The 16,415-nt window shown below is 55.8% G+C and carries 10 protein-coding genes; 3 read left to right on the top strand and 7 right to left on the bottom strand.

What is annotated here, in order from left to right; all coding sequences use genetic code 11:
• Position 1: 1 nt before the first annotated feature.
• From F384_RS04310 to lrp, 7 genes are all read right to left on the bottom strand, one after another.
• Positions 2 to 619, bottom strand: coding sequence for a DMSO/selenate family reductase complex B subunit (locus F384_RS04310; protein WP_046478668.1), 618 nt, complete (start codon positions 617 to 619; stop codon positions 2 to 4).
• A gap of 10 nt (positions 620 to 629) precedes the next feature.
• Positions 630 to 3,074, bottom strand: a complete 2,445-nt coding sequence (gene dmsA / locus F384_RS04305) for a dimethylsulfoxide reductase subunit A (protein WP_046478665.1) — start codon at positions 3,072 to 3,074, stop codon at positions 630 to 632.
• 233 nt (positions 3,075 to 3,307) lie between these two features.
• Positions 3,308 to 4,600 (bottom strand): serine--tRNA ligase, encoded by a 1,293-nt coding sequence (gene serS / locus F384_RS04300; RefSeq protein WP_046478664.1) that lies wholly within the window; start codon positions 4,598 to 4,600, stop codon positions 3,308 to 3,310.
• 92 nt (positions 4,601 to 4,692) lie between these two features.
• A complete protein-coding gene (gene rarA / locus F384_RS04295; RefSeq protein ID WP_046478662.1) occupies positions 4,693 to 6,036 on the bottom strand; it encodes a replication-associated recombination protein RarA in 1,344 nt (447 codons plus the stop codon).
• An 8-nt stretch (positions 6,037 to 6,044) separates the two neighbouring features.
• Entirely contained in the window at positions 6,045 to 6,656 is a 612-nt protein-coding gene (lolA, locus tag F384_RS04290; protein WP_046478661.1) for an outer membrane lipoprotein chaperone LolA, read from the bottom strand.
• A gap of 111 nt (positions 6,657 to 6,767) precedes the next feature.
• Positions 6,768 to 10,634, bottom strand: coding sequence for a DNA translocase FtsK (ftsK, locus tag F384_RS04285; RefSeq protein WP_046478659.1), 3,867 nt, complete (start codon positions 10,632 to 10,634; stop codon positions 6,768 to 6,770).
• Positions 10,635 to 10,768: 134 nt separating this feature from the next.
• The gene (gene lrp / locus F384_RS04280) at positions 10,769 to 11,263 is read right to left on the bottom strand and encodes a leucine-responsive transcriptional regulator Lrp (RefSeq protein WP_000228469.1); all 495 of its coding nucleotides are present in this window, start codon (positions 11,261 to 11,263) and stop codon (positions 10,769 to 10,771) included.
• A gap of 546 nt (positions 11,264 to 11,809) precedes the next feature.
• Between lrp and trxB the strand changes: the two genes are divergently transcribed.
• The 3 genes from trxB to cydC all read left to right on the top strand — a co-directional run bounded on the left by trxB (position 11,810) and on the right by cydC (position 16,381).
• The gene (trxB, locus tag F384_RS04275; protein ID WP_046478595.1) at positions 11,810 to 12,778 is read left to right on the top strand and encodes a thioredoxin-disulfide reductase; all 969 of its coding nucleotides are present in this window, start codon (positions 11,810 to 11,812) and stop codon (positions 12,776 to 12,778) included.
• A 114-nt stretch (positions 12,779 to 12,892) separates the two neighbouring features.
• Complete coding sequence (gene cydD, locus F384_RS04270; RefSeq protein WP_046478593.1) at positions 12,893 to 14,659, top strand: heme ABC transporter permease/ATP-binding protein CydD; 1,767 nt, start codon at positions 12,893 to 12,895, stop codon at positions 14,657 to 14,659.
• Positions 14,660 to 16,381, top strand: a complete 1,722-nt coding sequence (gene cydC, locus F384_RS04265; RefSeq protein WP_046478592.1) for a heme ABC transporter ATP-binding protein/permease CydC — start codon at positions 14,660 to 14,662, stop codon at positions 16,379 to 16,381.
• Positions 16,382 to 16,415: the final 34 nt, after the last annotated feature.

Genomic DNA, 16,415 nt, shown 5'->3' with positions numbered 1-16,415 from the left:
CTTACACCTCCTTCGGATTCGCCAGATAACCGGTGGTATCCCCGGTCGGACGGCTGTTGGCATTCGGTTTGATCACAATACTCGGTTTCGTGAAGTGCGCGCCCGGCAGTGGGGCAACGGCAGCCAGTTCACCGTGTTGCTTGCGCAGTTCGTCGATAGGACCGAAATCCAGCGCGCGCAGCGGACAAGATTCCACGCAGATGGGTTTCTTGCCATCGGCCACGCGGTCATGACAGCCATCGCACTTGGTCATGTGACCTTTGGCAGCATTATACTGCGGCGCGCCGTACGGGCAGGCCATATGACAGTAGCGACAGCCGATGCAGATATCTTCATCCACCACCACAAAGCCGTCTTCCCGTTTGTGCATCGCGCCGCTCGGGCAGACCTTGGTACAGGCCGGATCTTCACAGTGGTTGCAGGCAATGGACAGATAGTAAGCAAATACGTTCTGATGCCAGACGCCGTTGTCTTCCTGCCAGTCTCCGCCCGCGTATTCATAAATGCGGCGAAAGCTAACATCCGGGGTTAAGTCTTTGTAATCTTTACAGGCCAGTTCGCAGGTTTTACAACCGGTGCAACGGCTGGAATCAATAAAAAATCCATACTGGGTTGTCATCGGTTACTCCTTACACCTTCTCAACCTGAACAAGGTTCGTATGTGACGGGTTCCCCTTCGCCAGAGGAGACGGGCGCTGCGTGGTCAACACGTTGATACAACCGCCCTGGTCAATGCGTTTCGTATCCGGGTCATACCAGGCCCCCTCACCTAACGCGACCACGCCAGGCATCATACGCGGCGTCACTTTCGCCTCAATATGCAGCTCCCCGCGGCCGTTGAAGATACGGACCTTATCACCGTTGCGGATACCCCGTTTTTGCGCGTCCAGTGGATTGATCCACATCTCCTGGCGGCACGCCGCTTTCAGGACATCAACGTTGCCATAGGTAGAGTGAACCCGGGATTTATAGTGGAAGCCCGTTAGCTGTAGCGGATAATCTTTGGTCAACGGATCGTTGTAGTTCTCAAAACCCGGCGTGTAGATCGGCAATGGATCGATGACATCGCCTTCTGGCAGTTCCCAGGTGGCGGCAATCTCCGCCAACTCCTGCGAGTAGATCTCGATTTTACCCGACGGTGTCGTCAACGGATTAGCCTGCGGATCGTCGCGGAACGCCTTATAGGCCACGTGATGCCCTTGCGGATCGCGCTGCTTAAACAGACCCTGTTTACGGAATTCCTCAAAGGTCGGCAGTTCCGGAATGGCTTGACGCGACTGCTCGTACAGATGACGCATCCACTCTTCCTGAGTGCGCCCTTCGGTAAACTGCGATTCGACGCCCAGGCGCTTCGCCAACTCGCTGGTCATTTCATAGATAGTTTTGCATTCGAAACGCGGCTTGATGGCCTGATCGGCGAAAATCACGTAAGACATATTCCCGCAGGAGGCGTCCAGCGCGAAGTCCATCTGCTCAGAAGCCGTACAGTCCGGCAGCAGGATGTCGGCATACTTCGCCGACGACGTCATGTGGCAATCGATGACGACAATCATTTCGCACTTCTTGTCATCCTGCAGGATGTCGTGCGTGCGGTTGATCTCTGAGTGCTGGTTGATCAGACAGTTACCGGCGTAGTTCCAGATCATCTTAATCGGCACGTCGAGCTTGTCTTTGCCGCGCACCCCATCACGCAGCGCGGTCATTTCCGGACCACGTTCAATTGCATCGGTCCACATAAACATGGAGATACTGGTTTCTACCGGGTTTTCCAGCGTGGGCATCCGTACAAACGGCAGATCGTAAGAGCCTTCACGTGCGCCGCTGTTGCCGCCGTTAATCCCGACGTTACCGGTCAGAATGGCCAACATAGAAATAGCCCGGGTGGCGATTTCACCGTTCGCGTGACGCTGCGGTCCCCACCCCTGGCTGATGTAGGCCGGTTTTGCACTGCCGATTTCACGCGCCAGTTTGATAATGCGGTCTGCCGGAATGCCGGTAATTTGCGCCGCCCACTCAGGCGTTTTTGGCGTACCGTCGTTCCCCTGCCCCAGAATATAGGCCTTATAGTGACCATTCTTCGGTGCGCTGGCCGGTAAGGTTTTCTCGTCGTAGCCCACACAGTACTTATCGAGGAATGGCTGGTCGACCATATTCTCAGTGATCAGCACGTAAGCCAGCGCATTCACCAGCGCCGCATCGGTACCCGGACGAATCGGGATCCACTCATCTTCACGACCCGCCCCGGTGTCGGTATAGCGCGGGTCGATAATGATCATCCGGGCATTCGATTTCTGTCGCGCCTGCTCCAGATAGTAGGTGACCCCACCGCCGCTCATGCGGGTTTCGCCAGGGTTGTTACCGAACAGCACAACCAGCTTACTGTTTTCGATGTCAGACGGGCTGTTACCATCTGCCCAGCCGCCGTAGGTATAGTTCAGCCCCGCCGCAATTTGCGCGGAGGAGTAGTCACCATAGTGGTTCAGATAACCGCCGCAGCAGTTCATCAGACGCGCCACCAGAGTATCTCCCGGCGGCCATGAGCGGGTCATCGTACCACCCAGCGTACCGGTACCGTAGTTCAGGTAGATAGACTCGTTACCGTAGTCTTTAATCAGACGCTGCATATTGCTGGCAATGAGGTCGTACGCCTCATCCCAACTGATGCGCTCGAATTTACCTTCTCCGCGCTTGCCCACGCGTTTCATCGGGTATTTCAGACGATCCGGGTTATAGACGCGACGGCGCATGGAGCGCCCACGCAAACAGGCACGCACCTGATGCAAGCCGTCATAGTTGTCATCACCCGTATTGTCGGTTTCAACGTATTTGATTTCGCCATCCACAACATGCATGCGCAACGGGCAACGACTCCCGCAGTTCACGGTACACGCGCTCCAGATGACTTTTTCACTGGCCTGCGCCGGGCTCAGGGCTTCGGCGGCATTGGCGATTCGGGTAAATGGCAGGGTAAACGCGCTGCTGGCCATCGCCAGTCCGCCTATCGCCGTCGTTTTGACTAAACCACGACGACTCACCTCCGCTGCCATCACGGCATCAGGGATCTTAGTTTTCATAAAGGCTCACTCTGCTTGCTTACAGTAATAAAACAGAAATTGATGTTATTTTTAGAGTAGTTAAGTAACGTTATATAGAGTTATATACAACGAATTTATAGGATAGTAGCGTAAAATGCTGAGTTCCATTCACAGACAATATTACCTACAAGGGAGTAAGGATTATTGTCCGGCGTCAAACAGGCATAAAAAAAGCGCCCAAAGGCGCTTTTAAGAAAGAGATGAAGCGAGGATTAACCAATATATTCCAGTCCGTTCATGTACGGACGCAGCACTTCCGGCACTTCAATACGGCCATCAGCCTGCTGGTAGTTTTCCATCACGGCCACCAGCGTACGACCCACAGCCAGACCTGAACCATTCAGGGTATGAACCAGACGGGTCTTTTTGTCGGACTTGCTGCGGCAACGTGCCTGCATACGGCGTGCCTGGAAATCCCAGACGTTAGAGCAGGAAGAGATCTCGCGGTAGGTATTCTGCGCCGGAACCCACACTTCCAGATCGTAGGTTTTGCATGCGCCAAAGCCCATGTCGCCGGTGCAAAGAATGATTTTGCGATACGGCAGGCCAAGCAGTTGCAGAACTTTCTCAGCATGCCCGGTCATCTCTTCCAGCGCCGCCATTGAATCTTCCGGGCGAACGATCTGTACCATTTCAACTTTGTCGAACTGGTGCATACGGATCAGACCACGGGTATCGCGACCGTAAGAACCCGCTTCCGAACGGAAGCATGGCGTATGCGCCGTCATTTTGATCGGCAACTGATCCTCGTCGATGATCTCATCACGCACCAGGTTGGTCAGCGGGACTTCCGCTGTCGGGATCAGCGCGTAGTTACTGCTGTCAGCCTCTTCTTCCAGCGGACGAGTATGGAACAGATCGCCGGCAAATTTCGGTAACTGACCGGTACCGTACAGGGTGTCATGGTTGACCAGATACGGCACATAGTTTTCGCTGTAGCCATGCTGCTCAGTGTGCAGATCGAGCATGAACTGCGAGAGCGCACGATGCATACGCGCAATCTGCCCTTTCATCACCACAAAACGGGAGCCCGTCAGCTTAACGGCGGCAGCAAAGTCCAGCCCGGTATGCATTTCGCCCAGCGTAACGTGATCGCGAACCTCAAAATCGAACTCGCGCGGGGTCCCCCAGCGGCTGACTTCAACGTTATCGTTCTCATCTTTACCGACCGGAACATCGTCAGCAGGCAGGTTCGGAATGGTCAACGCGATATCGCGGATCTCAGCCTGTAAAACATCCAGCTCCGCTTTTGCTGCATCCAGCTCTTCGCCCAGTTTGTTCACTTCCAGACGTAAAGGCTCGATATCTTCCCCGCGCGCTTTCGCCTGGCCGATGGATTTCGATCGAGAGTTACGCTCTGCCTGCAGGTTTTCGGTATTGACCTGCAAAACTTTACGACGCTCTTCAAGAGCGCGCAGCTTATCTACATCCAGCTTAAAGCCCCGGCGTGCCAGTTTTTCAGCGACTGCGTCTGGCTCATTACGCAGCAGATTGGGATCGAGCATGCTTATCCTGTGCTTATCGAATTGAAAGAGGAAAATGTGACCACAGCCTGCGGTCACAGGGATACAGTGCCAACATTACCGCAACGCCTGCGCTAACGGTAGCGTTTTATAGGGCTATTTTGATCCTGTCCGGCGAGCCAGGCGAGCTTTTCGCCAATCTTGCCCTCAAGACCTCTGTTTGTGGGGTGATAATAGCGCGTTTGTGCCATCTCCGGAGGGAAATAGTCCTCACCGGCGGCATAGGCATTCGGTTCATCATGCGCATAACGATATTCCTGACCGTAGCCCATCTCTTTCATCAGCTTCGTCGGCGCATTGCGCAGATGGACAGGTACGTCATAGTCTGGACGTTCACGGGCATCAGACATCGCCGCTTTGAATGCGGTATACACTGCATTGCTTTTCGGTGCGCAGGCCAGATAGACAATCGCCTGCGCGATGGCGCGCTCGCCTTCAGCAGGCCCCACACGCGTAAAGCAGTCCCAGGCGGAGATCGCCACCTGCATCGCGCGCGGATCGGCATTGCCCACATCTTCGGAAGCAATCGCCAGGCAACGACGCGCCACGTACAGCGGATCGCCCCCCGCCGTAATGATGCGCGCATACCAGTAAAGCGCCGCATCCGGCGCACTGCCGCGAACCGATTTATGCAATGCGGAAATGAGATCGTAGAAGCGGTCACCTTTGTTATCGAAACGCGCGCTGCGCTCGCCGGCGATTTCGGTCAACAGCGCGGGCAGCAGTACCCGCTTGCCGCTGTCATCCACTTCCGCCATATCGGCCATCATTTCCAGCGTGTTCAGTGCCCGACGCGCATCGCCGTTGACCAGTTCCGCGATGGCTTTGCGGGTGTCATCCGGCAGAACGATATCCTGTCCACCGTAACCCCGTGCCTTGTCTTCCATCGCCTGACTCAGAACCTGCTCAATATCGTCCGTCGTCAGCGACTTGAGCAAATAGACGCGCGCACGCGACAACAACGCGGAATTTAGCTCAAACGAGGGATTCTCGGTGGTTGCCCCAATAAAGGTGATGGTGCCATCTTCAATGTGCGGCAGGAACGCATCCTGCTGGCTTTTGTTGAAGCGATGGACTTCGTCAACAAACAGGATGGTACGGCGTCCGGCATTACGATTCTGCCGGGCGCGTTCGATGGCTTCACGGATCTCTTTCACACCGGAGGTGACCGCTGAAATCCGCTCAACGTCGGCATCAGCGTAACGAGCAATCACTTCAGCCAGCGTGGTTTTTCCGGTGCCTGGCGGCCCCCACAAAATCATGGAGTGCAGATGTCCGGCTTCAATCGCGCGCGGCAACGGTTTACCCGCAGCCAACAGGTGCTGCTGACCAATATACTGCGCTAAATTTTCTGGCCGCATCCGCGCGGCCAGTGGCTGAAAGGTATTATCAGAAAAATCGAGCGACAGGTTGCCCACGCATGCCTCTACTTACGTTGGTCGTCTACCGTTACACCTTGCGGCGGAGTAAAGGTGAATTTCGATGCGTCAACGCTGCCATTCTGCTGCGATTTCAGCTGGTAGCTGCTGCGCTGGTCATCCTGCTCCACGGCGCTGAACTGATGAATGGTCCCGTCACGGCTCACGTTGATGGTGAACTGTTTCAGGTTGCCGTTGCTGGTTTTCGGCGTCAGAACGAAGTCGTCACCATTCTGCTTGATATTGTACTGCTGCCAGTCGCTGGACTGGTTGCGGGCAATCAGCATAAACGGCGTGTTGCCGGTGGCGTCTTTCAGCCAGGTCGCGGTGGCTTGCTCAACAAACGGGTTAAAGAACCACAGCGTTTTACCATCAGAAACCAGAATGCTTTCGTCTGGCTGCGTCATGTGCCAGTTGAACAGGTTCGGACGCTTCACCCACAAATCACCCTGACCTTCCTGGACAGCGGCACCACTGCCATCGGTCACTTTCTGCGTGAAGCTGGCGTGGAAGCTACTCACTTTATCCAGACGACTTTTCAGATCGCTGGCGGCATCCGCCCAAACGCTGCTTACCACGAATCCTGAGAGTAATGCACAGGTGATTGCGATTTTTTTCATTGTTATTCCTCAAAATACGTCACTCCCGACCGGGAGATCCCTCTGCTATCCATTCCAGGCCAAAAATCAGCGTGAGGAAAGAAGACAATACTGAATTACGTAACTTTGCACTTAGTCAAACGGCGGTGGAGCCAGCACTTCGCGATTGCCGTTATGGCCCTGTTCGCTGACGATCCCCTGCGCTTCCATCTGTTCGATGATGCGCGCCGCGCGGTTGTAGCCGATGCGGAACTGGCGCTGTACGCCGGAGATGGACGCTTTACGTTTCTCCGTCACAAAGTTGACCGCCTGATCAAATAACGGATCCAGCTCTTCACCGCCGTCAAAACCACCGCCGCCGCCTTCGCTTTCGCTGTCGGAGGTGATGCCGTCAACATATTGCGGACGTCCACGCGCCTTCCAGTCCTGAACCACCGCATGCACTTCCTGGTCACGGACAAATGCGCCGTGAACACGCACCGGCATGGTGGAGTTCGGCCCGGAGTAGAGCATGTCGCCCATCCCCAGCAGCGATTCTGCACCGCTCTGATCGAGGATGGTACGCGAGTCAATCTTACTGGACACGGTGAACGCAATACGGGTCGGAATGTTGGCTTTGATCAGACCCGTAATCACGTCAACCGACGGACGCTGCGTCGCCAGCACCAGGTGGATCCCTGCCGCACGGGCTTTTTGCGCCAGACGGGCAATCAACTCTTCAACTTTCTTACCGACGGTCATCATCAGGTCGGCAAATTCATCCACCAGCACAACGATATACGGCAGTTTTTCCAGTACCGGATGCTGCGCATCCATACTGTCTCCGGGCTTCCAGTACGGATCCGGAATCGGACGTCCCATCCGCGCGGCTTCGGCAATCTTCTCGTTGTAACCCGCCAGATTACGCACGCCCAGCGCAGACATCAGCTTGTAACGGCGCTCCATCTCGTTAACGCTCCAGCGCAGGGCGTTGGCGGCGTCTTTCATATCGGTGACGACTTCCGTTAGCAGATGCGGAATGCCTTCGTAAACCGACAGTTCCAGCATTTTCGGGTCGATCATAATGAAGCGAACGTCTTCCGGTTGCGCCTTGTAAAGCATGCTGAGGATCATGGCATTCACCCCAACCGATTTACCCGAACCGGTTGTACCCGCCACCAGCAGGTGCGGCATTTTTGCCAGGTCAGCCACCACCGGATCGCCGGCAATATCTTTACCCAGCACCACGGTCAGCGGCGACGGATTGTCACGGAACTTCGCGTTATCCAGCACTTCACGCAGATACACGGTCTGGCGTTTTTTATTCGGCAATTCCAGGCCCACGTACGGTTTACCCGGAATCACTTCCACCACACGCACCGCGACGGTCGAAAGCGAACGCGCCAGGTCACGAGAGAGGTTGGAAATACGGGCAGCCTTCACGCCCGGTGCCAGATTCAGCTCAAAACGCGTAATCACCGGACCTGGCGAGTAGTTCACGACATCAGCTTTGATGCGGAAGTCAGCCAGACGGGCTTCAACCAGGCGCGCCATTTGCTCCAGCGCAAAAGTATCAACCGGCTCGACTTCACTCGGTGGCTGCGTCAGCAGATCCAGTGAAGGCAACGGCGTCGTCGGTCTTTGCAATGGACGACTGTCACCGTTACGCATCAGCAGCGGATGAATCAGACTTTCCTGCGGCTGCGGTGCTGCGGGTTGTTGCGGGGCCACCTGGTGTTGCGGCTGTTGATAGTGCGTTTGCGGCGCTACCGGCTGTTGTGGCTGCTGATACTGCGGTTGCGGAACCACCGGCTGTTGCGGCTGCTGATACTGCGGTTGCGGAACCACTGGCTGTTGCGGTTGCTGATACTGCGGCGACTGAACAGGCGCAGATTCCGGCATCACGCCCGGCGTAAACAACGGTTCATGCGGACCATTATCCACCAGCGTTTTCATCGGTGAGAACTCAAAGTCATCCAGCGAGAACGGATTTGCTCCCGCAGGTTGCTCACCGGCGTAGCGTTGCTGCTGCGAAGAGGCAAACTGGCGCGCCAGTTCGGCTTCTGCAGCGGCATCTTCATCGTCGGCTGGCGTCACATCGCCCGGATACTCATTGCCATAGCGACTTTGCTGCGACTGGGCAAACTGGCGAGCCAGTTCATCCTGCTGCATGGCCTCGATTTCATCACCACTATATTGCGGATCGTGCTGCCCGGCTTCACGTACTCTCTCCTCAGCCATGCGCTGAGACGGTAATTTAATGCCATACGACGCCAGTTCACGGCGCGTCGGTACGCGCACGCGATTCGGACGAGGCAACTGCGGGCCAATTCCTTCTTTCACCTGTGGACGCGGCGCTCCGTCGTTCGCAAGGCTGAAGATCGGCGCTGCTGCTGCCGCAGTCGCACCCGCTGATAACGTCGCATCCTTCACGCCTGCGGCGATCGGTGCCATAGCCGCTGCGGCGTCAACTGGCGGTATGGAAGGCGCGGCTGATGGCGCAGAAGCCACCGGTTCAGGCGCGTTAACAGGCTCTGGAATCGGCTGATACCATGCCGCCAGCTGCTCGCGTTCACGCGCGCGCTTCTCTTCCACTTCTTCAAAATAGTACAGAGGCGGACGCGCAGGTTTCGTCTCTTCCACCATGGGTTCAGGCTCTGCAACAGGCATTTGCTGAACCACCGGTTCCTGCGGCGCAGGCTGATAAGCCGGCTCAGGCTGATAAGCCGGCTCAGGCTGCCACGGTTGCTGCGGTACACCTGGCTGTAAATAACCGGTTTCAGGGTCCACAGGTGCTGTGTATTGCGGTTCAGTCGGAACCGGCTGTTGCCACGACTCATACTGCGCGTGTTGCGGTTGCGCATACTGCGTGTGTGGCGGATAGCCTTCCGGCGCAGGGGCTATCACCGGCTCACCGGTTTGCGGACCCGGAACAGGTTGCCATTCAACGGCAGGTTGTACAGGAACCGTTTCCGCGCCCTGCACAGGCGGCGTTGGCATAATCGGATCGGCCGGGGCAGCCCAGGCCTGCGTCGCCGCCGTTGCTGCTGCCGCCGCAGCGACCGGTTCGGTCACCGAATGACCGTTTAAAAGTGGATCGTATTCATCATACTCGGGCTGCGTCGCACGATGTCCGGAGAACAGGACATCGCCAGGATCGGCCTCAACGCCGCGCGCGCTGTATGCGACCTCATCATCGTCATCCATGCGCCTGCCGGAGAACAGCGCCGCATCCGTCTGACGACCATGCGGATTGATAAATTTTTCAGCCAGACGTTTACGGCGCGCCAGCGCACCGCGAAGAATACGCGCCCGACGAGATTCATGTTTCCCGCCCGCCGCTTCATCTTCGTACTCGTCATCGTCTTCGTATTCGTCGTCTTCAACCCAGGTATCATCACGACGAGTACGGTTGCTGGCAAAGGTCAGAATATTGAGCAGCCAGCCGCCAAGTTTTTCGGCGATGCTGACCCATGACCAACCGGTGAAGAGCGTCAGCCCCGCGGCCCACACGCACAAAAGCGTAATGGTGCCGCCACTGCTGTGCAGCAGCGGTTGCAGCGTGGTACTCAACAGACTGCCAATTACCCCGCCGGACGCGAAGTACCAGATATCGTCGGCATTGATTGCGGCAAGGCCACAGGAGGTGAGGATGAGCGCCAGCACGCCAATGATGCGCAGCGAGACGGCAAAATAGTCGATGTAGTCATCGGTCGCCTGATGACGCCAGGCAAACCAGCACCCTCCCACAATGATGACGGGAATGGTGTACGCCATAACCCCAAAGATAAAGAACAGGGTATCTGCCAGCCAGGCACCCGGAGCCCCACCCAGATTATGGATAGGCTCATGCCAGGCCGTTTGCGACCAACTGGGATCTGAAGGGTTAAAGCTGAGTAAGGCTGCCATCAGCCAGACGGCAAAAAGGGCAATAAGAATCAGCAACGCCTCCAGAAGTCGGCGCCCGCTACTTAACTTTGTCAATGTGACTTCTTTGTCTTCAGTGTATTCCTGGCTCAAAAAAGGCTCTCCAGGTTTCAGGCTTTTCCTGCCCGATGCTAAAACGGACAACAGCACCGGGTTACCCCGGCACTGTTGCTGTATGGATTAACAGGAGTGTAATCAAAATACGCCGATTTTGCACCTGTTCCGTATTAGCGCGTCTTAATAACCAGACGATTACTCTGTTTGACTTCTTCCATAACCACGTAAGTCCGTGTGTCATTCACGCCAGGCAGACGCAGCAGGGTTTCCCCTAGCAGCTTACGGTACGCTGACATGTCCGGCACACGTGTTTTCAACAGGTAGTCGAAATCACCGGACACCAAATGACACTCTTGAATTTCTTCAAGTTTCTGTACGGCAGCATTGAATTGTTCAAACACATCCGGAGCGCCACGATTCAGAGTAATCTCAACAAATACCAGAAGTGATGCATCCAGATAATGCGGGTTTAACAGAGCGGTATAGCCCTGAATGAAACCCTGTCTTTCCAGACGACGCACACGCTCAAGGCAGGGCGTCGGGGAAAGTCCCACTCGTTTAGAAAGCTCGACGTTAGAAATACGCCCATCCTTTTGTAACTCATTAAGAATGTTACGATCGATACGGTCGAGATCTTTGCCAGGGCGCTTTTTGCTATCTACCATTATTATTGTCTCTCTGTATTCCTTCCCTACTCCTGCCTGACTCATCAAACATCATTGTCGAGAGTCGATGCCCATCACAATAGACCGAAACCCAGAGGATTAACGGCGCGCAATGCCTGGGTCTATAGTGAGAAGACCGTTGCCTGACGGCAGCTATCGACATCACGAATGGCGTCTGTCCACGCCATGCGTAGATTTCGCTAGCCCGGTAAACATGGTATTTATATGCATGATTATGCGGCACACACACAACACTGTTTTTTTCTTCCTCGAATGTTTTCGCAAAACGGCAGGTGATTGTCAAAGTAAAACATCGATTTTTAGTACAACATGCCAGTTATTCATTATGCGTTAAGACATTTCGTCATTTTATCACCTTATAACTGACCGATTTTAAGTAGAATTTTTTATGGCGCGGCTGCAGATTTGTTCACTCATTGGCCTGGTCTATTGCACAAATTGTTAACAAAATCGCTATACTCTTTTTTTACGCCACTAAATTCCCTACAATCCAGCCCATTGCCTGCCAACAACAATGAGGATCTCATGGGCACGACCAAACACAGTAAACTGCTTATCCTGGGTTCCGGCCCGGCGGGATACACCGCGGCGGTCTATGCTGCGCGCGCAAACCTGCAGCCGGTGTTGATTACCGGTATGGAAAAAGGCGGTCAACTGACCACCACGACGGAAGTGGAAAACTGGCCTGGCGATCCGAACGATCTGACCGGTCCCCTGCTGATGGAACGTATGCACGAGCATGCGACTAAGTTTGAAACCGAGGTAATCTTCGATCACATCAATAAAGTGGACCTGCAAAACCGTCCGTTCCGTCTGATTGGTGACAGTGCAGAGTACACCTGTGATGCGCTGATTATCGCAACCGGCGCGTCCGCCCGTTATCTCGGTCTGCCGTCTGAAGAAGCGTTCAAAGGCCGTGGCGTTTCAGCCTGCGCAACCTGCGACGGCTTTTTCTATCGCAACCAGAAAGTGGCGGTCATCGGTGGCGGTAACACGGCCGTCGAAGAAGCGCTGTATCTGGCGAACATCGCCTCTGAAGTTCACCTGATTCACCGTCGTGATGGTTTTCGCGCGGAAAAAATTCTGATTAAACGTCTGATGGACAAAGTGGAGAACGGCAACATCGTGCTGCACACTCACCGCACGCTGGAAGAAGTGACCGGCGATCAGATGGGCGTTACGGGTCTGCGCCTGCGCGATACGCAGAATGCCGACAACATTGAGTCGCTGGAAGTCGCGGGTCTGTTTGTTGCCATCGGCCACAGCCCGAACACCGCAATTTTCGAAGGGCAGCTTGAGCTCGAAAACGGCTACATCAAAGTGCAGTCCGGCAGTCACGGTAACGCGACTCAGACCAGCATCCCGGGCGTCTTCGCCGCTGGCGACGTGATGGACCACATTTATCGTCAGGCTATTACCTCCGCAGGCACCGGTTGTATGGCTGCGCTGGATGCCGAACGTTACCTCGACGGTTTAGCCGACGCGTGCAAATAGTTTTTACAAATCAGTAACAAAAGTAAATAAGGCGACTATAAGTCGCCTTTATTTTTGCCTCGTTGTAACATTGCCCTGCCAAAAAATTCTGATAACTCACCTGCTAAGCGCGCAATGAATAAAACTCGTCAAAAAGAGCTAACCCTCTGGTTAAAACAGCAAAGTGTCATTTCCCAACGCTGGCTTATGATTTCCCGTCTGCTGGGGTTCGTGAGTGGTGTACTGATTGTCGCTCAGGCCTGGATTATGGCTCGCATTCTGCAACATATGATCATGGATAACATCCCGCGCGAGGCGCTGCTGATGCCATTCGTCATACTGGTGTTGATCTTTATCCTGCGTGCCTGGGTGGTATGGCTACGCGAACGCGTGGGATTCCATGCGGGGCAACATATCCGATTTGAGATCCGCCGCCAGGTTCTCAATCGCCTGCAACAGGCCGGTCCGGCGTGGATTCAGGGGCGACCGGCGGGAAGTTGGGCCACGCTGGTGCTGGAACAAATTGACGATATGCACGATTACTATGCACGTTATCTGCCGCAGATGGCGCTGGCCGTGTGTGTGCCCATCCTGATCGTGGCGGCTATTTTCCCATCGAACTGGGCCGCCGCGCTGATCCTGCTCGGCACTGCGCCGCTGATCCCGCTGTTCATGGCGATGGTCGGTATGGGCGCTGCCGATGCTAACCGTCGTAACTTCCTCGCGCTGGCCCGCCTGAGCGGGCATTTTCTCGATCGCTTACGCGGAATGGATACCCTGCGCATTTTTGGCCGTGGTGACGCGGAAACAGAAAGCATTCGCGTCGCGTCGCAAGATTTCCGCCAGCGCACGATGGAAGTGCTGCGCCTCGCCTTTTTATCATCGGGCGTACTGGAATTTTTCACCTCGCTTTCCATCGCGCTGGTCGCGGTTTACTTTGGCTTTTCCTACCTCGGCGAACTTAACTTCGGCCATTATGGTACGGGTGTTACGCTGGCGGCGGGATTCCTGGCCCTCATTCTGGCTCCTGAGTTTTTCCAGCCGCTGCGCGATTTGGGTACGTTCTATCACGCCAAAGCGCAGGCGGTGGGCGCGGCTGACAGTCTGAAAACCTTTATGGAAACGCCGCTCGCCCATCCGGAAGGCGGCGATGTTGAATTATCCACGCAAGACCCTGTTTCCATTGACGCTGAAGACCTCATTATCACCTCCCCGGAAGGTAAAACGCTGGCGGGACCGCTGAATTTCTCGCTTCCCGCCGGGCAGCGTACCGTGCTGGTCGGTCGTAGCGGTTCAGGCAAGAGTTCATTGCTGAATGCACTTTCCGGCTTCCTTTCCTATCAGGGCTCGCTGCGCATTAACGGCGTGGAACTGCGCGATTTGTCGGTGGAGTCCTGGCGCAGACATCTCTCCTGGGTGGGGCAAAACCCACAGTTACCTGCGGCGACAATACGGGAAAACGTTCTGTTGGCCCGCCCCAATGCCAGCGAGCAAGAACTGCGCGCAGCGCTCGACAGCGCCTGGGTCAGCGAATTTCTGCCGCTGTTGCCACAGGGCGTTGATACTCCCGTTGGCGATCAGGCCGGACGCCTGTCCGTAGGCCAGGCACAACGCGTAGCGGTAGCACGTGCACTCCTCAATCCCTGCAAGTTGCTGCTGCTGGATGAACCCGCGGCCAGCCTGGACGCTCATAGTGAACAGCGGGTCATGCAGGCGCTGAAAGCTGCCTCAAAGCGCCAGACAACGCTGATGGTCACGCACCAGCTTGAAGATCTTGCCGACTGGGACACGATTTGGGTGATGCAGGACGGACAGATTATCGAACAGGGCTCCTGGGCCGAGTTGAGTACCGCTAATGGCGCATTTGCGACGCTGTTGGCCCATCGTCAGGAGGAGATCTAAATGCGCGCGCTGCTACCTTATCTGACGCTCTATAAACGTCACAAATGGATGTTAACGCTGGGCATCGTGCTGGCGATCGTCACCCTGCTCGCCAGTATTGGCCTGCTGACGCTGTCCGGCTGGTTCCTCTCAGCGTCAGCCGTGGCGGGTTTTGCCGGTATCTACAGTTTTAACTACATGCTCCCTGCTGCGGGCGTGCGCGGCGCAGCCATCACCCGAACTGCAGGACGCTATTTCGAGCGACTGGTCAGCCATGATGCGACCTTCCGCGTGCTGCAGCATTTGCGCGTTCACACCTTCAGCAAATTGTTACCGCTCTCCCCTGCCGGGCTGGCCCGTTATCGTCAGGGTGAATTGTTGAACCGCATTGTGGCAGATGTGGATACGCTGGATCACCTCTACCTGCGCGTCATCTCGCCGCTGGTGGGTGCCTTTGTGGTGATTATGGTTGTGACGATCGGGCTGAGCGTGCTTGACGTCACCCTCGCCTGCACCCTCGGCGGTGTGATGCTGCTGACGCTGTTTATTATGCCGCCGGTATTTTATCGCGCCGGGAAAACCACCGGGCAAAACCTGACGCATCTGCGTGGACAGTATCGTCAGCAACTGACCGCGTGGTTACAGGGCCAGGCCGAACTGACTATTTTTGGTGCCAGCGACCGTTATCGCGCGCAGATGGAAGCCACAGAGTTACAGTGGCACGAAGCACAACGCCGACAGTCTGAACTGACGGCGCTGTCACAGGCGCTGATGTTGCTGATCGGCGCCGTTGCCATATTGCTGATGCTGTGGATGGCGGCAGGCGGCGTGGATGGTAACGCTCAGCCGGGGGCGCTGATTGCCCTGTTTGTCTTTTGTGCGCTGGCGGCGTTTGAAGCCCTGGCGCCGGTTACCGGCGCATTTCAGCATCTGGGACAGGTCATCGCCTCCGCCGTGCGGATCACCGAGTTGACCGAACAGAAGCCGGAAGTCATTTTCCCGACCGACGAGTCAGGCGTTCCGGAACAGGTTACCCTGACGCTGCGTGACGTTGTATTCAGCTATCCCGGGCAGGCGCAAAAGGCGCTGGATTCGCTCTCTCTTCAGGTGAATCCTGGCGAACACATCGCCATTCTTGGTCGCACGGGGTGCGGTAAATCGACATTGCTGCAACTGCTCACGCGCGCGTGGGATCCGCAGCAGGGCGAGATCCTGCTTAACGATCGTCCGATTGCGGCATTGAATGAAAAGACGTTGCGCAAGACCATCAGCGTCGTGCCGCAGCGCGTGCACTTGTTCAGCGCCACCCTGCGCGACAACCTGCTGCTTGCCGCACCCGACGCCAGTGACGAGCGACTGGCAGACACGCTGCGCCGTGTCGGGCTGGAGAAACTGCTTGACGATACCGGTCTCAATAGCTGGCTGGGAGAAGGCGGTCGTCAGTTGTCCGGCGGTGAACTACGTCGTCTGGCGATCGCCCGTGCGCTGCTGCACGATGCGCCGCTGATGCTGCTTGATGAACCGACGGAAGGACTGGATGCGACCACCGAAAGCCAAATGCTTGAATTGCTGGCGGATGTGATGCGCGGAAAAACGTTACTGATGGTGACGCATCGCCTGCGTGGACTCGCGCGTTTTGATCAAATAATAGTGATGGACAATGGCCAAATTATTGAGCAAGGTAATCACGCAGATCTGTTAGCGCAGCAGGGGCGTTATTACCAGTTTAAGCAAGGTCTGTAAGCTATTATTGAACGATCCGACTCGCGTACTGGAG

This window comes from Citrobacter amalonaticus Y19 (assembly GCF_000981805.1).
Classification (GTDB): Bacteria; Pseudomonadota; Gammaproteobacteria; order Enterobacterales; family Enterobacteriaceae; genus Citrobacter_A; species Citrobacter_A amalonaticus_C.
The sequence above is the reverse complement of the archived record's forward strand: the minus strand, read 5'-3'. Positions and strand labels throughout refer to the sequence as shown.